This window comes from Gilliamella sp. B3482, from assembly GCF_026536805.1.
GTDB classification, from domain to species: domain Bacteria; phylum Pseudomonadota; class Gammaproteobacteria; order Enterobacterales; family Orbaceae; genus Gilliamella; species Gilliamella apicola_E.
Map to the genome: position 1 here is coordinate 165521 of NZ_JAFNNL010000001.1, position 25816 is coordinate 191336.

Below are 25816 nucleotides of genomic sequence, written 5' to 3' on the forward strand. Positions count from 1 at the left end.
AATTCACAAATGACTATCGAACAAATCAAACTATTCGATAGTCATTTAATCATCTATATTCGACAATAAGTGAACACATTTTAGGATAAAGCTCGAAAAACAATGTTTTTAGTGGCGTATAGTTTTGTTCAAAATCAATAAAAGTATCGCTTAATAAATAGAGCTTAGGTCGACGTTTTGCCATACCGTTTAAAACTTTACCAATAAAATCCACCGAAGCATAATTTACCAACCACTCACCGCGCCACATTGCCCCCATAAAATCTTGATAATCAACTGGATAATTTACGATATAAGGCTGAATCTGCCGCTTAGTGAAGGTATTGAATGATGAAAGAGATTGCCTAGCATTAAATTCCGCCCAATATTTTGACAAAAAATGGTCCCAAATAATATCCAAGGTGATCGGTGCAACACGTTGATGTGATTGTCGAAAAAGCAATTTAGCTTGCTTAACTTCAGCAAAACTATCAATCAAACGATCAATCCTACGATGCAACATAATCCCATCGGCAATCGCTTTGGGATATTGTCGATAAGCATCGCCTTTAACAAAATCAGCAACGGTATTACCAATCAACGAACTATTTGCCAACGTTGCCAAATGTAAATGTGCAAGAATATTCATGGCTAATCTCGATGTTTAAACTCCCCTTCAGCAAAGCCTTCTCGCCAATAGCTGGTTATATGAACCGAATTAGGTGCCAAATCGACATATTTATCTTTAATGGCCTGACGTAACTGTCTAGCAAGCGAGCTCTCTAATCCGCCCCAAAACAATAGATTATCTTGCTGACTCAAATCCCAACTCATCACCGCATCAACTAATTGATTAGGATGATTAGCATCTTTAATCAACCATTGAACAGATAAAACAGATAGCAGTTCAACGATATCGGTCTTGTGATTCACCTCAATAAAAGCAACGGCTTTATGATTTACAGGTAAATGTTCAAGGGTATAACAGATGGCAGGCAGAGAAGACACATCCCCCATCAAAATCAAATATTGATTATCAAACTCTAACTTACCTGCTGTCCCGACTATCCCGATTTGATCGCCCACTTTTGCCTGTTGAGCCCAAACCGTCGCTAAACCGCTGGCATGAATCGCAAAATCAATCACAATTTGATTGGACGACTCATCATAAGCCCGAATACTATAACTGCGAGCAAATTGACGAACTTTATCACTCACTAAAATTTTATTATTTTCATCTAACATCGGGAAAGTAATTTTGCCAGTCAAAGGATCAGCGAATAACAACTTTAAATGAGGACAAATCCAATTTGGATTAACTGCTAACGGCTTATTGCAACTAAAAGATAATCGCAAATAACTTTCTGACGGCCGCTCAATTTTAATCACCGTCAATAAAGCATTAATAATGTATTTTTTTGATTTTTCGTGCATTTGGTGTTCTCTTCTATTCCTCTAATATCGCATCACTATCATACAACATAATTGGTATAAAAAAGGGGAATTTTTAATCGCGGGAAAGAGAAAAAACCACCCTGAATGGGTGGAATCTAAATCAATAGCAAGTATTAAAAGCGTAAGGCCCCAAACGCCCCACACCAATCCTGATCGAATTTAACCACAGCAGCATCAACGGCCGGATCTGAAATAAACAGCTCCGCCACATCCACCGGCAACGTAATTGACTGACAACCGGCAAGCATACAATCTAAAGCTTGTCTTGGTGTTCTGAAACTGGCTGCTAACACCATCGATTCACGACAATGCAAATCTAACAGCGTCTGTAGCTCATAAACCGTATCTTTACTATTACCACCTTGGGCATCAATACGATTGACATAAGGAGCAATATATTTTGCACCAGCAAGCGCAGCTAAAAAGCCCTGACCCGCACCATAAACGGCCGTACCTAAAGTTGGAATACCCTGCTTGGTCAACTCCTTAATCGCCATCAACCCCTCGGCATTAACCGGGATTTTAGTCACAATGGAGGGAACGACTTTACGAAGTTGCTCCGCTTCCTTAATCATCTCTTTAGCATTATGCGAAAGCACTTGCGCGAATAACAACTTATCAGAACCCAGCAAATCTTGTAATTCAGATAACAAATCAAAAATTGGCTTACCCGATTTAGCGACAATACTTGGATTAGTGGTAACCCCCTTTATTGGCAAAATTGCAGATAAACGCTTAATCGCTGCAACATCGGCTGTATCTAAATATAATTCCATACCCACTCCTAATTAAATGCTTAATTGATGAGTAGCATAGTAAAAAAAAATTCAACTCAAGCCTAGAAGACAAATTTTCTATTTACTGGATTTTTGTACGATAAACAGCAAAATGCGATCTCGATCACATTTTTAATCACAATTAATAACACATTAAATTAAATAAATTTTTCAAGTTTAACTCTACAAGCTATAATTAAACCAACTGCACATTACTTGGTTTACTAACAATATGACCACAACCCTAAAAAACGTATTAACTCAGCTCACTAACCAACAAATCAACCACCTCTATTTTGCCAATAACCAACAAACGGCACCGCTACATGCTTATCAAGTTGATTTTCCGAGGATCGAAGTGATTATAGAAGGTCAACAGCTTATGCAATGGGCTGACAGCAATGGCAAAATAATGACACAACAACTGGAGGTTAATGATCTGCTCTACATTACCGCTAACAGTTGGAACAAACCTATCCGCACAACCCCAATCACCTGGTTAAACATCTTATTTGGTAAACAGCAAATTGGCATCAGCATTGTTTATTGGGACGGCAACCAATTAATTCCGCTAGCACAAACCAACATACCAAGGCGAGGTCCACGAGTTGGCACCTTTATTATTCAAGCGCTATCTGAATTGACTTGGCAAAATCAACCACAAACTCAAACCGGCTACTACTTGATTCAAAGCCTGCTTAGTAACACCCTAGATTTACTCAATGCCGACATAAAAACCGCATCAAAAACCACCAGCTTATTCGAAGCAATACGCCAATATATTGATACTCATTTTCGGGAAGATATAAGCCGTGAATTTCTAGCTAAAATGTTTTATATCTCACCCAACTATTTATCCTATCTATTCAAAAACGAAGGCAAAATTGGCTTAAATGAATATCTCAACCATATCCGGATAGAGTACGCAAAATCACTACTTAAAGATTACGACTTAAACGTCAAAGAAATCTCGCTTGAAGCGGGTTTTAAAGATAGTAACTACTTTTGCCGAATTTTTAGAAAAAAAACCGAACGAACACCCACTGAATATCGACGGCAATATCATAGTAAATTATCGGAAAAGTAAACTCAGTTAATTGAAAGTAAAACAGAAGTTTCAAATTGCAAGCAATTAAGGAGCCCAAAAACCCCGTTCCTCAACTTTTTTACAATAAAAACAAAAAAATTAGTCCTAATCAAGACTGTGTTTTAAACACTTCAAGTCAACTATCTAACGGACTTATTGCTATCTCCAGTTTATTTACTCAAGTAATATGAACTATCGAATAAAAGTTAAGGAGAAACACAAAGTCCGTTGTAGTTGCGAGATCGGTCCACGAATAGGGTATTACCGTAGTACGAGCCCACAACAAACGGCTGATTATATGTAGGATTGGTATCAACTGTCCAATAATCTCTAAAGGAAAAATTGGCTTGTGAGTAATTTTTCATCAAACCCCACTCGGTAAAAAATCCTGCGCCGATTATACGCTGATAATAATTATCGATTGAAGAAGGAGTTGCACCGACTGAACCTTTACATTCATCATTTAAAGTACTATTTTCAGCACAAAAAGCATTAGTTAAATCTTTAACCTTAGGAACTCTGTAACCGATACGTTTACACCAAGATAATGTATTAGCATAATTGTCTTCAAAAGTACCTCGGTTGATGAACCACTGCTTTAACTCAAACCCATACTTAACAACTTCATTACCTTGGCTGTCACGACCGATTAACTCGAAAGTCTGAGGTAAGGAAGGGCTTGGTATATTTCCAGGATTTTTAGCTCTCCATTGTGATGAAGTTGCAACAGGGCCAGTTAATGTAACACGAACCCCTGTATTTGATGAATTTGTCATAGTAGCGGTAATACCGCCATGGGAGACCGTATCCCAAGTTAATGGCTGATGATTACCAGCAATAATTAAATCAAAAAACAAATTGTTAGCGCCTGTAGTGGGGAAGTTTAAATTATAAGATGACGAAATAAAAGACTGTGGAATAAAACCCTTATCAGTTTTCCACATAGTAGTTGGACCAGCATAACTAGAATTACCGTAAGTTGTATCTGGCTTGGCAAAACAAACCGTTGGCAATTCTTTAGGATTAATATGATAAGTAACACTATTAGCATTAAAAGTACTACTATTAGGAATGCCATAACGGGTAGTTAATGTTCCACTTGTATTAGCTAATGTAACACGATAAGAACCATTACACAGTGATGGCACTGTATCACGTGATAAGAATATATAGTCTTCATCAACAATATACAAATTTAGGTCACCAGTAACTGAAACATCAGCATCTCCATCATCATCGCTCCAATAATTAAAAGGCGCAGCAATAAGAGTATTCAAACCAACTGAATAGCTATTCCTTGGCATTAACATATCAATATCAGAAAAGCTTTGACCAGCTACAGGCAATTCAATTGGGGTTGTTGACGAATTATTTGTTGAAGGTGTGTATTTATCCCCATTAGAAAGAGATATCCATAACAGATCGTCAGTATTGATGGCTCGCGTGCGCCCTTCATCAAATGTTAAATAAGGCGCATTCCCTTGAATCGCATTTGATGTTATAGAAGTTAATGCATCACAAGAATACGAAGTTATAAACAAAAAGCCATACGACAAAAGCATTTGGCGAGATAATATGAAAGCATAATTTAATCGTTTGGAAGATATTTGCAATGATCTACATAACGATCTTAAAATTTTGACGATTAATAAACTAGAGTTAAAAAAAAGACTTTTTGAGCTTAAATTAAGTAAGTGTAAATTATAAATTGAACAGATTTGGTCTTTGAAATTGCATATCATAACAAATACCTTATCAATTAAGTTTTATTTAAATTTTTATTTTTATCTACTGCTCCTTAACTAACAATAACTTCTCATTAAAATACTACTTACTAAACTGCGAGTAAAGGATAAAAATCTCCCACCCTATGCGCAATGTATTTCCTTACTAAATAATTAATACTGTAACATTCTATCTTACAAATAGACATTTTAACAATGAGAATTGTGATTTTATAATACAACACATTCGTCAATAAAATCCATCATAGCCTAAAGGCCGATTATTGATATGCTTTACAAAATCGTTTTTTAACGCTTGGCTACATTGACTCTTTGAGTCAGCTAACTCATAACAACTTAAGGCTATCTTTTCTCAACCACCTCATTGAGCTTACCATTAGGCACAGCAAAACTCTAACCTACAGCAGGCAAAACGATGGGTGTTGTAGATGAGATTTTGGTTGAAGGCGTATATTTAACACCATTAGATAACGTAATACCGTTCAGATCATTTGTATCAACCGTTCGAATACAACCATCATCAAACGTTAAATATGGAACATTACCGTGGATAATATTTGAAGTTTGTTTGGTTAATGCATAGCTGGAAAAAAAGACAGACAGCAAAATAGCTAAAATAGTCTGCCTGAATAATTGAGGAATTATCGCGTTTAAGATCTCTTGTATAAACGCCTTAAACACATGAAAAACATCGGCATTTAACTCCATTTAATTTATAATATATTTTTGCAAGCAAGATAGTGATCTGATTTATTTTATTTTTATGCCTTCTGTTTCATCTTTTAGCCATTGAACTAAAATTGGGTAAAAAGTATAATCGCCACCCAAAATTGGATTTTTCAATTCGTTAACGAATATACTTTTTATATTTCCACCTCGCTAATGGCACTAAGGATAAGTGCAAAGCCCTACCGATTTATCATACGAGGGTTCAGCCCAATGTATATGACCATCTGTAGGAAAAACGACGAACCGACTCAAACTTTTTTCATCACTGGTCCAGTACCATCGGACAGCGTCAAAGTTGGTTCGATCATATTTGCCTATATTACCCCACTCCGCAAGCAAGCCTGCACCAATTGTACGCATATAATAATCACCTGATGATGAAGGTGTACCACCAGTAATTTCATAACGTTTTGCATTAGTTAAATCTTTAACTCTAGAAAGGCGATAACCAATACTTTTACACCAGGATTCCATGCTAGAATAGGTGTAATAACTTTTACCTCGGTTGACAAACCATTGTTTTAATGTAAAACCATATTTAACGATAGCTTTACCTTTACTATCTCGACCAACTAACTCGAATGTCTGAGGCAAAGTAGGCTTAGTAATAGGACCTGGATTGCCGGAATTCCATTGGGATTGAGTTGCAACAGGGCCAGTTAAGGTAACTCGTGCGCTTGTAGCTGTAACATCAGTCATAGTAGCAGTGATACCACCATGCGAAACAGGAGCCCAAGATAGTGCCTCAGTATAACCAATCCGCAAATCAAAGAACATGTTGTTAGCTCCAGTAGTTGGAAAGTTTTTACCATAATCTAATGGGTTAGTTGACTGAGGGAAAAAACCAAGAGAAGGATTGAAAATTTCAGGAGGACCTGCTTTTACACCACCCTCTCCCTCATAAGATAAGCTTGGGCTGACAAAACAAATATCAATACCCACAGGTTTGACATAATAAGTGACATTATTGGAATTAAGACTACTACTATTTGGAAGACCATAACGAGTGCTTAATGTACCACCTATAGCCTCTAATACAATCCGATAAGGTGCACCACAAGACGTTAGCACTGTATTGCGCGATGATATAGTTCTACCGATTCTATCATAGATAGATAACCTTAAAAAACCAGAAATATTAATATCACCATCACCATCATCATCATCCCAATAAGGAAGTAGAATTCTGTCTAATTCGACTGAATCTTCTCCTCTTGGGATGAACATATTTATATCAGAAAAGCTTTGACCTTTAGCAGGTAACTCAATTGGTGTTGAAGATGATGAAGTATTGGTTGTAGTCGTGTATCGCTTTCCGTTAGATAACGTAATATTGAGCAGATAATCAAGATCAAGAGTACTAGTCCGGCCACCATCGAAAGTTAAATGCGGTGGATTACCATGAATCATATTCGTGGTTTTAGAGGTTAATGCATGGCTAGAATAAAAAGGTATTAACAAAAAGCCAAGCGGTAAAAAGATCTGCCGAAATAATTTAGATCTGAGAGTTGATCGGAATGATCTAAATGACGATCGAAATAACGATCGGTGCAACGATTCACTATGCGATCTTAAATTTTCGTCGATTAATAAACTGGAGTGAAAAAAAAGAGGTTGAGAGTTTAAATTTGGTGAATTTAAATTATAGGTTGGCCAAGTTGCCTGTTGCCTGTTGCCTGTTGAAAATTGTAATACATATTCGACCATCCTGTCAAGTAAATTTTTGATTTATTTACTATTTTATGTTTGTTGATAAAATTTTAGCTATTCAGCTAAATTGATCCGAAAGTATAGTAACTGGAAAAATATGACGCAATAAATTTTTTACTTTATATTGTTAACTTTTGTAAATATGATCAAAAAAAAGATCCAAATAATTATTGGCTAAATTTTGGTTTAATTGATAAATATCAACTTTATAAATCTTTAAAATTATAGTTTTTAATCCAGAGAAAATTTAATTTTATTTAAATTTTGTTTATTTATTGATTTCTAGGTAGAGATTTAAATGCTAAAAACCCCGCTCCTCAACTTTTTTTATTATCATTTTTCGCTCTTCTTGATCAAAAAACGTCCACGCAACAAAACGGCTAATTTTTTGCCCTTGAGCCATAGAGACAATTTTATATTCAGTTGCCACTTTTAGTTGTTTTTTTATTTTGCTTAGCGTCTCTTTTTTCGATACCAATGAGGTAAACCACAGGCATTGCGTTTTGTATTTGATACTCTCTTTTATCATTCTAGTGATAAATGCACTTTCTCCCCCTTTGCACCAGAGTTCAGCGTGTTGTCCACCAAAGTTGAGGATGAGATTATCTTTCGTTGAATTTACTTTTCCCAACTTTTTAAGTTTAGTGTAAGCACTTGCATGCGCTTCTTGTTCGGAGGCGTGAAAAGGTGGATTGCATAGGGTAGCTATGTAAAATTCTTTAGGTTGAATGATATTTTCAAAAATAGCTTTGTTGTCAGATTGTAAGCGACATTGTAATGTGTTTTTTAATAGATCATTAGATTGTGCTATCAATGAAGCAATTTTAATTGATGTTGGATTGATATCACTACCAACAAATGACCAACCATACTCTGCACAACCAATAATTGGATAAATAATATTCGCCCCAACCCCAATATCTAAAATGCGAACCTGTTTACCTGTAGGAATTTGGTTATCTTGCGCTAACAGATCGGCAAGATAGTGTATATAATCTGCTCGCCCCGGAATTGGCGGACATAGATAGTTGTCAGGAATGTCCCAATACGAAAGTTGATAATAGTGCAATAATAGCGCTTTATTTAGCATTTTGACCGCAGTAGGATCAGCAAAATCAATCGTTAACCGTCCATATTGATTAGGCTTTACAAAATTAGATAGCTCGTTCAATGTTTTGATAAGTAAATCAAATGGATAACCATTAATGTGTTTATTGCGGTGGTGTAAAGCTGTTTTTTTGATTGATTGCATGGATGATCCAACATAGAGAATTAATCACTATTATAACGTTTTTGAGCAAATTTGTGAAAAGCGAAAGATTTTATGCTTCAAAAACCCCGCTCCTCAACTTTTTTATAATCGTTAAGTTATACGATTGTGGATGATTCGAAAATTAATTTTGAATTTGTTATAATCATCCACTTTAAATCCAACCGATAATACAATGAAAAATATAAAAAAGTTTTTGATATTCCCTTTTTTGAGTTTAATGCTTATGTCTTTTGATTCCTATGCGAGTGAGTTTAATGGACAGGCGTTATCATTACTTTGGGTGATTCCTTTCGTTGGAATTTTGTTATCGATTGCTTTATGTCCACTATTTTTAGCCCGATTATGGCATTATCACTACGGTAAAGTTGTTGCCGTTTGGACGTTATTATTTTTGGGGTTTGCACTGGTTTCATTTGGTTTAACGACCACAATTGAGCTAACAGTACATGCCATTGTTCAGGAGTATATTCCTTTTATATTATTACTTTTGGCTTTGTTTACGGTTTCCGGTGGCATTCTGGTTAAGAGTGATAAAATCAGCACACCAAAATCCAACGTTATTTTACTGATGATTGGCGTTGTGCTTGCTTCAATTATGGGAACAACTGGCGCTGCGATGTTGATGATTCGTCCACTACTTCGAGCTAATCGTCAACGACAGTATGCTGTACACACGGTAATATTTTTTATCTTTTTAGTTGCCAATATTGGCGGTGGATTAACGCCTTTAGGCGATCCACCGTTATTTATTGGTTTTTTAAAAGGTGTCGATTTTTTCTGGACAGTTAAGCATATGCTGTTGCCTGTTGTGTTTACATCTGGGTTATTGCTAATTATTTATTATTTTATCGATCATTACTATTACGTTAAGCAGTATGGTGTGAATAGCAATCCAATTAGTGCTAAGCCTGTTAAGTTATATGGTCTAAATAATCTTGTATTATTATTGGCTATTATTGCTAGCGTGATTTTGTCTGGTGTGTGGCATTCATCGATAAGTTTTACTATTTTAGGTTCACAAATCGCATTACAAAATTTAGTTCGTGATGGTCTTTTTATTGCTATTACGATAATTTCAATAATGATTACCCCAAAACAAGTTCGAGCAGGCAACGAATTTAATTGGGAGCCGATAAAAGAGGTTGCTAAGTTATTTATTGGGATTTTTATTACTATTGTACCTGTGCTGGCGATTTTACGTGCGGGTAATGATGGTGCGTTGGCTTCGGTCATTTCATTGGTGACTAATGACCAAGGTGCGCCAATAAATAGTATGTATTTTTGGTTATCAGGATTGCTATCCGGATTTTTAGATAATGCACCAACTTATCTGGTCTTTTTCAATCTTGCTTCGGGTAATGCTAGTAGCTTAATGACGACGTTTGAAAGCACTTTACTGGCCATTTCAATGGGCTCGGTATTTATGGGCGCTTTAAGTTATATTGGTAATGCCCCTAACTTTATGGTTAAAAGCATTGCAGACCAAAATAAAATCAATATGCCTAGCTTTTTTGGTTATATGAAGTGGTCAATCGGGATTTTGATTCCGGTTTTTATTATTGATAATTTGGTGTTTTTTGTGTTTTTTTAAGAAATGACTCTTTTTAGAATTCCCCAAGCAAAGTGCGTATTATTTTTACTTGGGGTGAATGTTAATTAGTCTTATTTAAAAGAAATATTTAAAACGGACCCTTGCGCCATAACGATTATCGTTACCTCCTCCTTGTTTTTCATCGCGCTCTAATCTAGATAAGTAAGTCCCTAAATAGATATTGAAGTTATCCATATCCATCACATTTGAAATTAAGTATGAGGCATTGACAGTATGTAATTTATATTTACCTTTAGCATAAATTTCACCATCACCTCGATAATTTGTATTAAATGCTTTTATATCATTGGCAGCATAGATGTAACCAAGACCAATACCTTTCCAAATACCATTGATACCCGCGGTAAAATCTTTTTCTTGTTCGGCATCTAAATAGGAGATGCTGCTATTGAGTAGTAATCCCTCAGATGATTTATCAAAATCACCTGCACTATTCCAACTCATCGTTAAGCCATACCCATTACGTTTTGACTGATCATGCCATTTGCCGTTTATATCATGATAACCATAAGCGTTATTAACAACATTACGCTCCATTGCTAGAGCTGCTGATATATCATTATTTCGGTAGGATATGATGGGACGTAAGTAAACGACGTTTTTATCTTTTTGCAATTTATATCCATGATAACGGCTATGATCAAATAAGGAGGTACCATCTTTTACCATTGCATTAACTTGCAAGTTCAAATCCCCCAACTCTTTGGTTAATTCGATTGCACCGCCGTTACTGCTACGCCCTCTACCCTCTTTCATCATATAGATGTAACCAAAACCATCACTATATAAATCGTTGGCAGTATTGCCAGAATATTCTATGAAGGTATCTTGCCCAAGTGGGAACATGTCGTAAGCTTCATAGCGACCAATTCGTAGGCGCCAATCATCTTTTTTACCAAAATAGAAACTAGCATCATCTAGGTTAACTTTACCTCCCATATCAGCAAGCGGTTGCACCGAGAATCCTGCATAGTTCTGATTCGCTAATTCTCTTTTCCCATCCAAGCCGAATAAAATACGGCCATTTATATCCCACTGATCTGTGTCATTAGCATCAAAGTCTTTGTTTGCCGATGTTCTAAGTGAGGTTAACTGCTTTTTTTTGCTTGCAGCATCAATATTAAATTCGACATCGCCATAAAGTTTAAGTGTTCCTTGTTCGGTCTGCCATTCAATGGATGCTAATGCGGATAAAGAATAGAAACAGCAGACTCCAGCTATTATTTTTAATTTCATCGTTATTTCCTTTTAATGTAAATTGATTAAACTTTTTGTTCATCATTAAGATTTTGGTTTCTGGCATCTAATTCAGCTCGAATTGAAGTATAACTGTCATCAAGTTTGTAGAACTTAGCTATCCAAATCATCGAGGCAATAATTAAAATGGCAGGTAAATATAAGTAACAGAGTTTGATTGCAAAAAGCGCACTTGGTACTTGAACTGCATTGGCAACATATCCACCAGATGAGAGTAAAAAACCGGTAATAGCACCAGCGCCAGCCATCGCCACTTTGCCAAAGAATCCATTGATTGATGTCAAAATTCCGGCTGTATTAATACCGGTTTTCCATACACCATAATCAACCGGGTCAGCCTGCATTGAAAAATAGATAGCAAGGCGTTGCCCAGCACCGAGTGATAAGATAACCGCGCCGATGATAAGACCAAGATGATTCACGCCCGATAACATCATTATTCCCATACCAATTAAGTTGATAGCGCTTGAAAATAGATAGACATGTCGTTTTTTCATCTGATTGGCTAAGAATGGTACAGTAAGTGTGCCAATTAAGGGGACGAAAGTTGATATTCCCGCAATTACTGCGGTAAGGTTTTCACTTTGTACGTAATAGTTGAAGAAATAGACTAAGGAGCCAGTTTGTAAAAAGAATGCGCCCCACATAAGAAAGATGTTAGTTGCAAAGATTTTCCATGGGTTGTTGTCTTTTAAACCTTTCCAGGCTCTAGTTAAGGTCATTCGCTCTTGTTGTATAGTGATTTTTTCCTCAACATTTTTAAAACTGACTATCAGAAAGAAAGTCGCAATAATCCCAAAAACAATAGCGGTATATAAAAAGCCATGTGTTTGATCACCATTTCCCAATGTCGCAACTAGCGGTAATGTTGCAACTGCAACAATCGTTGAACCTAAGGAACCTAATAAAATTCTTACTGACGATAAGGTTGTTCTTTCTAATGAATCCGCAGTTAAAAATGGCAACATTGCACTAAATGGTATGTTGACCAAGGTATAGATAAAAGAGAGGCAAAGGTAGGTGATAAAGGCATAGATTAGTTTACCGGTCGTTCCAAAATCAGGCACATAGAAAACTAAAATACACAATATGCCAAACGGTATTGCGCCGATTAATAGCCATGGACGACAACGTCCCCAACGTGTGGATGTATTATCGATAACTAAGCCCATTAAGACATCAGCAACACCATCAACCAGCCGGGTAACTAAAAACATTAGACCGACATAATAAGCGGGTAGTGCCATTACGTCCGTATAAAAATACATAAGATATAATGAGATTAATTGCCATACTAAATTACAAGATAAGTCAGCAATCCCATAACCTATGCGTTGCCGCCAAAGAGAAAATAATGAATTGACCATTTTTTTATTCCTTATAAATTTTTAGTTAAAGTTTATTTTGTCGAATAAACCAAGCCGGTGTGCAACTCCAAGCATGACAGTAGCTATTGATGATTTTGCTACCATACGGTGAATAATTAAGGTCGTTTGGATCAAACAATTCCCAAAATGTATCTGCCCCAAATTCGACCATTTTTCCCCAATATGCTTTAATCTCATCAATGGCTTGTTGTTTCATGCCTGTTTTGAACAAGGCTAAGATGTAGTGATGTCGTAAGTAAGGCGTGTTCATGCCGATTTCTGGTGGAGTTGTTATTAATTGGGTTAATAATTTTTGTTGATGAGCTAAATCGCCTACATCAGCTAAAACCATCCAAATTTGTGTGGCGTAACTAATTTGTTTTTGTTCTCCGCTGGTGTAAAAACCGGCTTGCTCGTCCCATAATGTTTGTGCTGCTCTTTTAACCAAATCTAATTTTTGGTTAAGCGCCTGAGTTATATCAGGTTGAAAATGTTGGGAAAGTCGAAATGCTTTGTCTAAACAGTAAATTAAAACACCTTGAGAAGCGCCTTGCTTATTGAGTTTTTCGTGCCAATCAATAAATGACCACCAATCATCACTATCTTGAACTAATCCTTGCGCGTCACAACGTTTTAGATTTATTTCAATTTGCTGTAATGCGATCGGCCATAGCTCTTTAACCGTTTGTCGATCATTAGTTTGATTAAAGTAGTCATAAAGGACATCGACAAAAAGAAGTGAGTAATCAAATAAGAACGTATCGTCAGCAATAATGTCAGGTTTAACAAAGACATTAGAGGAAACCAGACCATCTTCCCGACGATGGCTAGCAAAGAGGTATAAGCATCTGCGGACTAAATCGTGCTGTTGAAAAGTGACGTTGTTCACTAGGGCTTGTAAGCGTAAATCGCCTAACCACAGTCTTCTATCTCTTTTCGGACCATCCTCGAATACGTCTTGCATACAATTTCGAAGCGTGTGAATGGAGACTTGATCTATCTTCGCTAATAGCGGATCTGATGATTGATAGCTAAGACAGTGTTCTGGTGCTGAACTGACTGTGTTAAAAGTTATATCTTTAAATAAAATTTGGTATTTAGGCGATAGTGAGACAACATCTATTTTTAAGTATCTAAAGCAGTAGCGTCGAGATAAGTTGATTTTAGAGGGTAAAATATCAATGTATTCATCATGCTGTTGTAACCAGCTTTTGCTAAGCCAACCTTGATATTGACTGAATGGTTCAGCAATTTCACACAGTGTTTCACCAAATGTTAATTTTATATGCGCAGGCGCATCAGGAGGGCTACCAGTGGATTCGCACAAGAAAGAGAGGTAACCAACATTGTGTTGACCAAAATCAATTATAAAACTATCACCTGAATGAAAACTCTGATTGAGATAATCATTTGCATCACTCACTATTTTTGATGACCAATGATGAATAGCACTTGGATCATTGATGAGCGAAATAATCTTTTGGGGTGAGATCTTTTTTTGATAAATCTTTGGTTGTAATTGCTTTGCTTTCAGAATAAATGCATTATCTTTTACCATAACTGCATCAACATTTTTTTGAATTGCTTGTGCCATATTCTTCTCCTATAGAAAACATTTAGGAGTATAGCTATGCAAAACAAAAGCTAGCCACTAAGATACTGCCAGATTGCATTTATAAATGGCAATATTAAAAAGCTTATACCGAGCAAGTTCACATTTTTAAGAATATTATTTTTTATCTCATGTTTAATTACTTTATTGTATTTATATGACGGATAAAAAATGTCTTTTATTTAGCGGGATACCTTGATAATAAGTTACCGTTGTAAGGATATAATCAATATGTATACTTTAAAAATTGACACTTATTTTAATCATAAATCAGATAAATTAGCGCTTTATAAGAGTGACCCTGAGGACAACAGTTGCGAGCATAATCATGAGTTCGACGAGTTAGTGATTGTTGAGCACGGTCATGGTTTACATGTTATTAATGGTAAGCCATTATTTATTCAACAAGGTGATGTTTTTTTAGTTAGGGGGCATGATTACCATTTTTATGATGATCTCGGAACGCTAAAGCTAACTAATATCCTGATTAATCCAAATCAGAATTTTACTTTTTTGAAGAATATGGAAGAGCTATTAAGGCCTATCTCCGCAAGTGATTTAAGTTCTTATATTTGGTTAGCGCCTAATATTCGTAAAGAGTGTAATTCTGTTATTGATCAGTTATTTAATTTAAATAATTCAATTGAGCATCGTGAGTATCTATTTTTTAAATTGCTTGTTATCATTAAGCAATATCAACGTCAGTCACAACAAAATAATACCCGCTATAAACTCCATCTTTTACTTAACCATCTTCAAGAAAATTGCTTTGATGAATATGATTGGAACAATATAGCGCAAACGTTTCATTTAACAACGCGTACGATGTTTAGGCATATTAAACAAGCAACCGGCCTAACTCCTGAAAATTACATCAGACGATTACGGTTAATGTCAGCAAGATTAAAGATTAGAGAAAGTGATATGACTATTACCGAAATATCATTACTTTGTGGTTTTGTTAATAGTACTCATTTTACTACACTGTATAAAAAAACGTTTGGTATCACGCCATCTGAAGAGCGAAAATTTAACTAGATTTTTATATGGTTGGGTTTTAAATAACGATTAAGGATTTAAGTACTTGTGACAGTTTACACTGTCACAAGCATTAACTTAATTATTCAACGGATATTTTAGCCATGGGCTTTCTTCCGAAGTGGTGCTTTCGGTGTAGATATCAAATAGACCAGAAAGCGAAGCATCATCAGGCTGGTACACAGCACGACCTAGCATATAACTTTGACCAAATTCTTTCCAATTGGCAAAATTTTCTTTAACCGTTGGTAAAACTGAGTTAATCGATTGCCATGCTTGATCTTTGCTAATATAGCCCGCTATATAGCTTGCTCTGGCAATATAAACTAGGCGTCCTAAATCCCATGCAATTGAACCTCGTAGTAAAATTTGACGCAATTCGTCTTGGTCTTCAGCGACTTTGTTTTCAATCAGCATTGAAGATACTTGATCTAATCTTGAGCAATAGATTGTAATAATATCACGGTAATCTTCTGGAACTTGGTCATCAATACAACTTTGCCACTGCTCTTTAGGTACGTTTAGATAAATTTCAATCGCTACATCAATGAGTTTGTGAGTTGATCCAAAAGAGGATAAACATTCAGTAGCACTTTGTGGAGAAGTTACATCCCAAGCTGTACTTAAGCGATATCGCTGTTCTTTTTTACCAGAGTTTCTGGCATCACTTTCTAAGCTATCCCAACAAAACATATGCTGCTCAGCAATAATAAGTCCAGCTGATAATGCATTTTGCTGGTCAACTGTCAGTTGTTCAGTTTTTTGAGAATTTTGGGGAAAAGATTTGTGTTTTAAAGTTTTAATGAGAATCGTAATCACTCTATTGTATCGTACAAGTAGTGACACTAAAAGAATCAAAATTACAATTAATATTTCCATATGAACATCTTCTTTTTGACATAAATCAATTTAAATAAGCTGTGAGATAATAATACATAACACCTGCTAACAAGATAAATTTTTAGAAAAGTTTTGTAAAAAATTAAGCTGTTTCGTTGTTATATTGATAATTTTTTGAATGAAGTGGTTTTAAAAATGTGAAGCTTCGCACATTTTTAATAAAAATTCCTGTATAGCTATAATTTATTGCCAAAATATTATATTAGCTGTCCAAATTTTAAAGGTGAGATTTCGATTTACTTTTTAGAATGTGGTTGTAGGTTTTTATAAGGAGTGAGGTTCAAAATGATTGAGATGTTACTTGATAAAGATTTTTTTTCGTCTAGCGATCAAAATATCACCGTTGAGCCTCGGGCGCCTCAACCCGTCTACCCTGAACATACGCATAATTTTAATGAAATCGTTATTGTGACAAGTGGGTATGGAAAACATATTTTAAATGGGCGACTATTTGATTTATATCCAGGTATGATGTTTTATATTAAGGCTTCGGACTGCCATTTGTATGAGAACGTTAATAATCTACATTTGACCAATATTTTATTTAGAGATCCTGAGAATTTTCATTTTATTAATGGGATAAATCAGTTAATTCCAAATCCTGATCCGATTCATTCTCATTACTTTTTTGATAAAAAATCTGATGAAAATATTCAATCGATTATTAAACAATTGACGCAAAATCAATCAAGTGCTGTACAGGAAAGTTTATTTTTACAATTACTACTTATTTTTAATAAGAATTTTTATGTCAATGAAGGTACTGGATCATCTGATAATCGCGTTAAGCAGTTGTTGCGTTGGTTACAGATCAATTTTAAGGAGCAAATTGATTGGGAACAGTTAACGGCACAATTTTCATTGTCATTGCGCTCTTTTCATAGGAAGATGAAAAATGAGATTGGCATCACGCCTCAAAAATATTTAATAAAGTTGCGGTTAGCTAATGCTTATACTCAGTTAATTTATAGCAATAAATCTATTACAACCATTGCGCAAGAGTGTGGTTTTAATGATAGTGCTTATTTTTCTACCTGTTTTAAACAAGAATTTACGTTTTCGCCACAAGCATTACGTAATAACCCAGATAAAGGTTATCATTAGTTGTTTTACTAGTATGTCAGGAACAGTTTATGGAAAGATGTTTGCGTTTATATAAACAAGATTATTTTATTTCAAAGATGAATACTGTTACTGTCGAAAAACGTGATCATCAACACCCTTTTCCTTTACATGATCACGATTTTTATGAAATTGTGATTGTTTGTTCTGGTAATGGTTTGCATTATTGGAATGATTATATTTATCCAATTACCAGTGGTGATATTTTATATATTAATCCCAAAGATGTGCATGGTTATGAGTCAGTTAATGATCTAAAATTGGATAATATTTTATATTTGAGAGAGTCACTTTTTTTATTATCGACTATCGAGTCTTATTTACCTAAAGTGACAGCCAAACATAATGAGCGTTCTTGGCGAATTCAACCTTCATACCTTAAACTTTTATCTCCTCTTATCGAAAAATTAGCTATCGAATCAAAGAAAAATAATTTAGCCTCCGTACATTTATCTGAGGCACTTTTTCTGCAATTAGTTATTTTGTTAGACCGGATAAAACAAGCACCAAAGGTAACGGAGCCGACTGCTACTCATCAGTTGGATTTATTGTTTACCGCGCTCCATAACAGTATTGCAACACCATTTAATGTTGATGTTTTTTGCAAGGAAAATCATATTGCAAGCCGTTCACTTAGTCGTTTATTTAAAAGCCAAACAGGGATGACCATTAGTGGTTATTTACAAAAAAGGCGATTATGTGATGCCATGTCTTTACTTCGTAATACTAATTATTCGATTAGTATGATTGCTGCTGAGTGTGGTTACGATGATAGTAACTATTTTTCATCAGTGTTTAAAAAGCAAACTAATCAAACGCCTTCAGAGTACCGGGCTAAATTTAATGATAAGAAGTGCTAGGTGAAGGTAGATTAAATATATATTCAATTTACTCTCTTTTAGGCTTTAAAAGAGAGTAATGTTTTATTCTAAATAAAAGACTTCTGCTAATGATTCACTAATTGGGCTGTTGTCTGGGTTGCTTGGCATGATATCTTTCATAAACGCCCACCATTTTTGACAAGCTGCTGTTTTAGCTACTGCATCCCATCGCTCTTCTGATTCGATTTCAACATAAGCAAAAAGTAGACTTCTTTTGCTGTCTAAAAATATTGAGTAATTGTGAGCGCCATGGGCTTTTAGTTCTTTTACCAGCTCGGGAAAGATTTCGTCATGCCGTTTTTTATATTCAGCATGTTTGTCAGGATGGACCTGCATTATGCTTGCTTTTCTTATCATAATAGCTCCTTTTTAATGAATTAGGTTAAATTTGCATTTAACCTATTTCATTATCACGTGTACATTCAATTTTTATTGGTAAATAGAATGATATAATTGCTCAATTTCTTTTACGTTAGTATCACGCGGATTGCCTCCGGTACAAACATCATCAAAAGCAGCTTGAGCTAACGCAGGGATATCCTCAAGTTTTACGCCAATATCTTTTAATGTAGGAGGGATACCAACATCTACGTTAAGTTGTTTAACTGCATCGACAGCAGCTTTTCTTGCTTGTTCGATCGTCATTTGTTCTGTTTTAGCCACCCCCATCGCTTTAGCAATATCACGATATTTTTCACCAGTAAATTCAGCATTGTAAGCCATGATATGAGGTAAAAGTACCGCATTAGCTACACCGTGAGGAGTTCCATAAAATGCTCCAAGTGGGTGAGCCATTCCGTGAACTAAACCTAATCCCACATTTGAAAAGCCCATGCCAGCAATATATTGGCCTAATGCCATGTCTTGAGAACCTTTTGCAATCCCTTTTACTGAGTCACGTAATGAACGAGATATGACTTCTATTGCTTTAAGATGGAACATGTCTGATAGTTCCCAAGCGCCTTTGGTTATATAACCTTCAATGGCGTGAGTTAAGGCATCAACACCTGTTGCTGCTTTTAAACTCGCTGGCATACTTGTCATCATATCGGAATCTATGATTGCGACAACTGGAATATCGTGAGGGTCAACGCAGACAAATTTACGTTTTTTCTCTTCATCGGTAATGACGTAGTTAATGGTCACTTCAGCTGCTGTACCTGCTGTTGTAGGTATAGCGATTGTGGGTACTGCTGGTTTTTTCGTTGGCGCTACCCCTTCAAGACTACGAACATCAGAAAATTCTGGATTGTTGATGATAATACCGATCGCTTTTGCGGTATCTTGTGGTGAGCCACCACCAATTGCAATTAGGTAGTCGGCACCCGATTGTTTGAAGACTTCAACCCCTTTTTGAACAATACCAATAGTTGGATTTGGCATGACTTCATCAAATATTTGATAAGCAAAGCCATTGTCATCTAATAGTTTTGTTACTTTAGTTGCTACTTTGAATTTAATTAAATCTTTGTCAGTAACCACTAATGCTTTTTTAAAACCCCGTTTTTTTACTTCATCTACGATGTGGCTGATTGAACCAGCGCCAAAGTAAGATGTTTCATTTAGAATCATTCTATAAGCCATAATGTTTTCCTTTTAATTCGTCATGCCTAAACCAACAATGTTCGCTGCAACAATGATAACTAAGCAGCCAATACAAAGTATTCGTACTGGTTTTTTGCCAGTACCAAACCACTCTTTTAGTGCTAATCCAACAATACCACCACAAAGTACATAGAAACTCATATGTAACATCCAACTCATGAAACCATATTCAGTTGGAATATTTGCATGCCCCCAAGCATAGAAGAAGAATTGGAAATACCACATTGCGCCACCTAAAATGGCAAATAGTATGTTGCTAATAAGTAGGGATTTGGCAACTGAGATATCTTTTTTAAATGAAAGTTCTTTTTTAGCGCAGAGTCGACTAATACAGAAACCTAGATTAATAATTGCACCACCACCCATAATAATGACATAGCTTGGGAGAGCTACGTATAGATGGTCTACGCCAAGTTCGGCAGCTTTTTCGTGCATTGGTACTGCTGCACTCATGGCAAATGACATACCAGCAGAGAAGATACCACACATGATGGCAAGAAGAAGTCCTTTCTTTAAATTAAAATCTTCAACTTGTACTCCGAGTGTTTTTTCTTTCAATAAACCCGCATAAGTTACGATAGCGACACCAATAACAGCAACAACGACCCCTAATAATGTCATTTTTCCGCCAGTTGAAGCCAATAATTCACCAAATTTACCTTGTAGTATTGGCGTCATTAGCGTACCAACGATTAAGGTTATGCCAATCGCAATACCTATGCCCATTGACATGCCTAAATAACGCATTGTTAGTCCGTAACCAATGTTACCTACTCCCCACATGGCGCCAAATAAGAAAACTGGAATTAATATATCTGAACTAAACGATCCGTAATAAGACCAAAAGTCAGGCAATAAGAAGTAACTAATTGACCATGGCAATATGATCCATGAAAATAGTCCGGCTATTGACCACATGGTTTCCCATGACCAATTTTTTACTTTTTTAAGTGGTGCGTAAAAACACGCGGCAGAAGCGGCACCAACAAAGTGCCAAAATATGCCTAAAATAATTGAACTACCCATATATTTATCCTTATATTTTTTAAATATAATTTGATATTTTTTATTAGTAGCTTTTACTGTTTTAATGCTTCTTCCATTGGGTTCACATCAAAACGCTCAGCTAATAATCTGAACTCTTCCGTGGATATGGTTTGACGTTTTCCTCCCATTGATAGGACTTTTACAAGAACTTCTGCTGATTTTTCAGCTGTATCAATCAAGCCGAAAGCTTCATCTAACGTTGGTCCTGTTCCAAATACACCATGGAAAGCCCATAACACTAAACTATGTTTTGCCATCTGTTTTGCAGTGGCATAACCAATTTCGTCTTTACCTGGAACCATCCAAGGAACGACACCAACACCATCTGGAAATACAACTAAACATTCGGTACTCATTTCCCACAACAATCGCGTTATTACCGCAGTATCAAGTTCTAGGACATAAGTTAATGCAATTAAATTGGTCGCATGACAGTGCATGATCACGCGGTCTTTTCCTTGGCTTTGTTCGATTCTTACAATATGTGATTGCAGATGAGCAGCGAGTTCAGAAGTCGGTAATCCACCATTTATTAATCCCCACATGATGTAATAACCCTTGCCTTGTTCATCAATTTTGACAATGGCTAACGTATCAGCAGGATCTAAAATGACATTGCGGAAAAACTTACCTGATCCTGTAACAATAAAGTACTGGTTAGCAAGTTTAGTCACATCTTGTGTTAACGATACGTGACGGGGATTTTTATAAAAGTCACTTTGAAAAGAGACCACATCACTTTCAAGTAATCTTAAGCTAACATTACCACCATTACGCTCATCCCATCCTTTTAACCACATATCGTAAGTGGCTTTGATCATCCCTTTTACAAACCAAGAAGAAAGAATCTGTTGCATTTTGTTTTCCTTATGATCGTTTAGTTAAAACTGTTGTTTCATATTGACGAACTTCATCTAACCATCGGCTACCAACTGGTACGTCATTCAATAAACAGTACTGATCCCAAACTGCTTGCCAAGGTAATGATTTTTGTTCTTCGAGTAATGCTAGTCGTGAAGTAAAGTCACGATCGTGTTCATATTTTTTTAATTGTTCGGTAGGTTCTAATAGTGCTTTTAACAAGCATTTTTTCATGTTGCGAGTGCCAATTACCCAAGCGGCAATACGGTTTATAGAGGCATCAAAGAAATCTAAACCAATATGTACTCGGTCAAATAGTTTGTTTCGAATGATTTCGCTCGCGATATTTTGAGTTTCATCATCAAAGAGCACTACGTGATCACTATCCCAACGCACTGGACGGCTAACATGTAGTAAAAGATGTTCAACAAAAGGCATTACGGCAGAAATTTTGTCTGAAATGACTTCAGTTGGATGGAAATGTCCAGCATCTAAACATAGTGCAGTTTTACGTGATGTAGCATAAGCGAGATAGAATTCATTTGAGCCAGCAGTATAAGATTCAAGACCAATACCAAATAATTTACTTTCGACTGCATCAATGTGATATTTTTGATCAATCTTTTCTCGAATAATTTCATCCAATGATTCAACTAAATGTTGTCTTGGTGCAAATTTATCGACAGTAATGTCTTTCATTCCATCTGGTAGCCAGATATTCATGACTGATGGTGTACCTAATTCTTTACCAAAATATTCTGATACTTTACGACAAGCTTTTCCGTGATCTATCCAGAATTGACGAATTTCTGGATTAACATGAGTAAGAGTGCCTTCGTTACTTAAAGGGTGTGAAAAATATGTTGGATTGAAATCTAGACCAATCTGGTGCTTTTTAGCCCATTTGACCCAATTGGCAAAGTGTTCTGGTTTGACTTCATTACGATCGACTTTTTTATCTGATTCTAAATAAGAAGCATGAAGATTTAATCGTTTTGGTCCTGGTATAAGGCTAAAGGCTTTATCTAAATCTGATCTTAATTCATCTGCATTACGAGCTTTACCCGGATAATTACCTGTCGCTTGTATACCACCAGTTAATTCACCTTCTTGCTTTTCAAAACCAGCAACATCATCGCCTTGCCAGCAATGTACAGAAATCGGTAATTTTGCCATTGCTGCTATAGCAGCATCTGTATCCACACCGATTTCAGCAAATCTTGCTTTAGCGATCTGATAGGCATTTTCAATTGCGCTCATGAAATACTCCTTAATAAATATAAAATTTTTCTATAATTGGTTAATTACTTTTGGGTTGATAATATTTAGTGTCAAAATTCTGTGAAATGAGTTGTCTTAATGCGTTAACATCAGCAATTTCACCTAATGAAATTAACTGGTAACCCACATTGCCTAAGGCTGATGATTCAATGGGACCTGCGGTAACATTGACATTGCATAAGTCAGCACATAACTGGTTTAAAAAAGCATTTTGGCAACCACCACCGACAATATGTAATGTGTTAATTGGTTTACCACTTAGCATCGATAATTCGTTTAATACATCTCGATATAGATGTGCTAGGCTGTCAAAAATACATCTCACCAATTGAGGGAGATTTTTAGGAGCCTGACCAATGTTTTCTAAACAGACCTGTTTGATGGTTTCTGTCATATCATCAGGATTTAGAAACCTTGGATCATTAGGATTAATGAGAAAAGCAAAAGGTTGCTCTTGTTTTGCCAATGTGATTAATTGATTGATATCTTTGACTTCGTGTTCAGAACAAATGCGTTGGAATAACCATAATCCCATGATGTTTTTTAACACTCGATAATTACCATCAACACCACCTTCATTGGTAATATTCGCTTTTAACGCTTCTTTTCCTGTGAAAGGTTGTTTAGATTCCAATCCCATAAGTGACCAAGTACCTGAACATAAATAAGCACTATGTTGGTCCATTAATGGCGCAGCAATAACAGCACTGGCAGTATCATGGCTTGCAATTGCAATTACTGGAATACGATCACCCTTGGCACTTTGCCAATATCCAACTTGGTTTCCGGGCATACAAATATCACCAAACCATTTACGTGGTATGCCTAGATAATCAAGTAGATCTTTGTCCCAAGTTTGAGTTGCAACATTAACAATTTGGGTTGTGGTAGCATTGGTATATTCACGATTTAAAACACCGGTCAATCGATAAATTAGGTAATCAGGAATCATCACAAAATCAGATATTTGCGACAGCCAAGATGGTGATTCAAGCATCATAGCTTTGAGTTGATAGAGTGTATTGAAGGTTAAGAATTGAATTCCAGTTTTTTGATAAATATTTTCTGTTCCAATTTCATCTTGTACCTTTGACATGATATTGTCAGTACGATGATCACGATAAGAGTATGTCGGTCCGACGATTTGGCCTTGCTTGTCAAGCAATACATAATCAACACCCCATGTATCTATACCAATACTATCGAGTTTGATTCCTTGTTGAATAATTTTGTTTAATCCATTTAAGATTTCTTGTTCTAAATAGTTCAAATCCCAACAAAAATTTTTACCATCACTTTTATACCCATTACTGAATCGGTGGATTTCTGTTAATGTGATTTTTTGAGATTGATAACTCGACAACATAACTCGGCCACTAGATGCACCTAAATCAATTGCAGCAATATATCTATCTGCCATTATAACTACCCTCAATTTTGCTAATGGGGATAGTCTAGAGAACTATTTTGATAGACACTTTTAATTGACTGCCATTGTTAGTGAAGTTTGGCAAAATTTTTAAAATGCTTGTGATCTTTGCCACAAAATATGAATTAAGTTGTGCTATTTATACTTTCAGAATAAATATTGATATAATGCATTATTTCGAAAATAATTTGAGAGCTATCTATGTTAAATCAGTTAAAAGCAATTATTCAGTATCTTCTTCCAAAACAATTATTAACTACCCTATTTGGTTGGTTAGCTAACAGACGTTTAGGAAAAGTCACTACATGGATGATTATCGGTTTTTGTAAATTATATAAAATCGATTTAAGTGAAGCTAAATTGACTGATGCTAAAGAGTACAAAACGTTCAATGACTTTTTCGCTCGTGAGCTAAAAGAAGATGCGCGAACAATCGATGATGCGGCAAATAGTATTGTAATGCCAGCAGATGGGGTAATTAGTCAATTTGGTAACATTCAAGATAATCTTCTTTTGCAAGCTAAAGGACATTTTTATTCTTTAGAATCCCTGCTTGCTTGTCATCCTGATATGATTAAGTTTTTTAAAAATGGATCTTTTGCAACTACCTATTTATCACCTAAAAACTACCATCGTTTTCATATGCCTTGTGATGGTATATTGCGTGAGATGATTTATGTTCCTGGCTCACTATTTTCAGTTAATAAAGCAACAACAGAAACTATTCCTAATATTTTTGCTCGAAATGAACGTGTAATTTGTCTATTTGAAACTGAATTTGGACCAATGGCACAAATTATGGTTGGGGCAACGATTGTAGGAAGTATTGAATTAAATTGGGAAGGCGTTATTACGCCTCCTCGCGACGGCATAATGAAACGTTGGACTTATTCTGGTCAGATTAAATTAGCGAAGGGTGAAGATATGGGTTGCTTTAAATTAGGTTCAACCGTTATTACGCTGTTTGCTTCAAATGCTGTTGAATTTGACAGCCATCTTAAACTTGGTGACGTTACTCGTGTAGGTCAAAAACTAGCTGAAAGGATCTAA

The 25816-nt window shown here is 35.8% G+C and carries 22 protein-coding genes and 1 pseudogene; 6 read left to right on the forward strand and 17 right to left on the reverse strand.

Going from position 1 to position 25816, the window contains the following annotated elements:
• Positions 1-49 precede the first annotated feature (49 nt).
• The 3 genes from J3U18_RS00810 to fsa form a co-directional block, all read right to left on the reverse strand.
• Positions 50-628 carry an ACP phosphodiesterase gene (locus J3U18_RS00810; protein ID WP_065561952.1) on the reverse strand — a complete coding sequence of 193 codons (579 nt, stop codon included), beginning with the start codon at positions 626-628 and terminating at the stop codon, positions 50-52.
• 2 nt (positions 629-630) lie between these two features.
• Complete coding sequence (locus J3U18_RS00815) at positions 631-1413, reverse strand: siderophore-interacting protein (RefSeq protein WP_267352677.1); 783 nt, start codon at positions 1411-1413, stop codon at positions 631-633.
• Positions 1414-1547: 134 nt separating this feature from the next.
• A complete protein-coding gene (gene fsa, locus J3U18_RS00820) occupies positions 1548-2210 on the reverse strand; it encodes a fructose-6-phosphate aldolase (protein WP_267352678.1) in 663 nt (220 codons plus the stop codon).
• A gap of 232 nt (positions 2211-2442) precedes the next feature.
• Between fsa and J3U18_RS00825 the strand changes: the two genes are divergently transcribed.
• Positions 2443-3297: a helix-turn-helix domain-containing protein gene (locus J3U18_RS00825; RefSeq protein WP_065561955.1), complete on the forward strand. Its 855-nt coding sequence runs from the start codon at positions 2443-2445 to the stop codon at positions 3295-3297.
• A 206-nt stretch (positions 3298-3503) separates the two neighbouring features.
• On the opposite strand, the gene J3U18_RS00830 is transcribed toward J3U18_RS00825, so the two are convergent.
• The 4 genes from J3U18_RS00830 to rlmF form a co-directional block, all read right to left on the reverse strand.
• Positions 3504-4838, reverse strand: a complete 1335-nt coding sequence (locus J3U18_RS00830; RefSeq protein WP_267352679.1) for a hypothetical protein — start codon at positions 4836-4838, stop codon at positions 3504-3506.
• Between the two features lie 597 nt (positions 4839-5435).
• Positions 5436-5723 (reverse strand): hypothetical protein, encoded by a 288-nt coding sequence (locus tag J3U18_RS00835; RefSeq protein ID WP_141673899.1) that lies wholly within the window; start codon positions 5721-5723, stop codon positions 5436-5438.
• A gap of 207 nt (positions 5724-5930) precedes the next feature.
• Complete coding sequence (locus tag J3U18_RS00840) at positions 5931-7478, reverse strand: hypothetical protein (RefSeq protein WP_267352680.1); 1548 nt, start codon at positions 7476-7478, stop codon at positions 5931-5933.
• Between the two features lie 304 nt (positions 7479-7782).
• A complete protein-coding gene (gene rlmF, locus J3U18_RS00845) occupies positions 7783-8733 on the reverse strand; it encodes a 23S rRNA (adenine(1618)-N(6))-methyltransferase RlmF (protein WP_267352681.1) in 951 nt (316 codons plus the stop codon).
• A 244-nt stretch (positions 8734-8977) separates the two neighbouring features.
• Here rlmF and J3U18_RS00850 point away from each other — a divergent pair, with 244 nt between their 5' ends.
• Positions 8978-10345 (forward strand): sodium:proton antiporter, encoded by a 1368-nt coding sequence (locus tag J3U18_RS00850; protein WP_220224924.1) that lies wholly within the window; start codon positions 8978-8980, stop codon positions 10343-10345.
• 75 nt (positions 10346-10420) lie between these two features.
• On the opposite strand, the gene J3U18_RS00855 is transcribed toward J3U18_RS00850, so the two are convergent.
• From J3U18_RS00855 to J3U18_RS00865, 3 genes are read right to left on the reverse strand one after another with little or no spacing between them, the layout of a single operon-like run.
• Positions 10421-11602, reverse strand: coding sequence for a carbohydrate porin (locus tag J3U18_RS00855; RefSeq protein WP_065562541.1), 1182 nt, complete (start codon positions 11600-11602; stop codon positions 10421-10423).
• 26 nt (positions 11603-11628) lie between these two features.
• Positions 11629-12990, reverse strand: coding sequence for an MFS transporter (locus J3U18_RS00860; RefSeq protein WP_267352682.1), 1362 nt, complete (start codon positions 12988-12990; stop codon positions 11629-11631).
• 25 nt (positions 12991-13015) lie between these two features.
• Entirely contained in the window at positions 13016-14584 is a 1569-nt protein-coding gene (locus J3U18_RS00865) for a hypothetical protein (RefSeq protein WP_267352683.1), read from the reverse strand.
• Between the two features lie 249 nt (positions 14585-14833).
• Here J3U18_RS00865 and J3U18_RS00870 point away from each other — a divergent pair, with 249 nt between their 5' ends.
• Positions 14834-15640 (forward strand): helix-turn-helix domain-containing protein, encoded by an 807-nt coding sequence (locus J3U18_RS00870; RefSeq protein WP_065562544.1) that lies wholly within the window; start codon positions 14834-14836, stop codon positions 15638-15640.
• Positions 15641-15718: 78 nt separating this feature from the next.
• Here J3U18_RS00870 and J3U18_RS00875 read toward each other — a convergent pair whose 3' ends face one another.
• Positions 15719-16519: a DUF1266 domain-containing protein gene (locus J3U18_RS00875; protein WP_267352684.1), complete on the reverse strand. Its 801-nt coding sequence runs from the start codon at positions 16517-16519 to the stop codon at positions 15719-15721.
• A 306-nt stretch (positions 16520-16825) separates the two neighbouring features.
• On the opposite strand from J3U18_RS00875, the gene rhaS reads away from it, so the two are divergent.
• A complete protein-coding gene (rhaS, locus tag J3U18_RS00880; protein ID WP_267352685.1) occupies positions 16826-17644 on the forward strand; it encodes an HTH-type transcriptional activator RhaS in 819 nt (272 codons plus the stop codon).
• A 29-nt stretch (positions 17645-17673) separates the two neighbouring features.
• Positions 17674-18522, forward strand: a complete 849-nt coding sequence (locus tag J3U18_RS00885; protein WP_065562546.1) for a helix-turn-helix domain-containing protein — start codon at positions 17674-17676, stop codon at positions 18520-18522.
• A 63-nt stretch (positions 18523-18585) separates the two neighbouring features.
• On the opposite strand, the gene rhaM is transcribed toward J3U18_RS00885, so the two are convergent.
• From rhaM to rhaB, 6 genes are all read right to left on the reverse strand, one after another.
• Complete coding sequence (rhaM, locus tag J3U18_RS00890) at positions 18586-18900, reverse strand: L-rhamnose mutarotase (protein ID WP_267331362.1); 315 nt, start codon at positions 18898-18900, stop codon at positions 18586-18588.
• A gap of 72 nt (positions 18901-18972) precedes the next feature.
• Entirely contained in the window at positions 18973-20127 is a 1155-nt protein-coding gene (gene fucO / locus J3U18_RS00895) for a lactaldehyde reductase (RefSeq protein ID WP_065562548.1), read from the reverse strand.
• A gap of 12 nt (positions 20128-20139) precedes the next feature.
• Positions 20140-21174, reverse strand: coding sequence for an L-rhamnose/proton symporter RhaT (gene rhaT, locus J3U18_RS00900; RefSeq protein WP_065562549.1), 1035 nt, complete (start codon positions 21172-21174; stop codon positions 20140-20142).
• A 53-nt stretch (positions 21175-21227) separates the two neighbouring features.
• Positions 21228-22052: a rhamnulose-1-phosphate aldolase gene (gene rhaD, locus J3U18_RS00905; RefSeq protein WP_065562550.1), complete on the reverse strand. Its 825-nt coding sequence runs from the start codon at positions 22050-22052 to the stop codon at positions 21228-21230.
• 10 nt (positions 22053-22062) lie between these two features.
• Positions 22063-23316, reverse strand: a complete 1254-nt coding sequence (locus J3U18_RS00910) for an L-rhamnose isomerase (RefSeq protein ID WP_267352686.1) — start codon at positions 23314-23316, stop codon at positions 22063-22065.
• A gap of 40 nt (positions 23317-23356) precedes the next feature.
• A complete protein-coding gene (gene rhaB / locus J3U18_RS00915; protein WP_267352687.1) occupies positions 23357-24757 on the reverse strand; it encodes a rhamnulokinase in 1401 nt (466 codons plus the stop codon).
• Between the two features lie 210 nt (positions 24758-24967).
• Here rhaB and asd point away from each other — a divergent pair.
• A pseudogene (gene asd, locus J3U18_RS00920) lies at positions 24968-25813 on the forward strand (archaetidylserine decarboxylase); the annotation flags it as partial.
• Positions 25814-25816 lie beyond the last annotated feature (3 nt).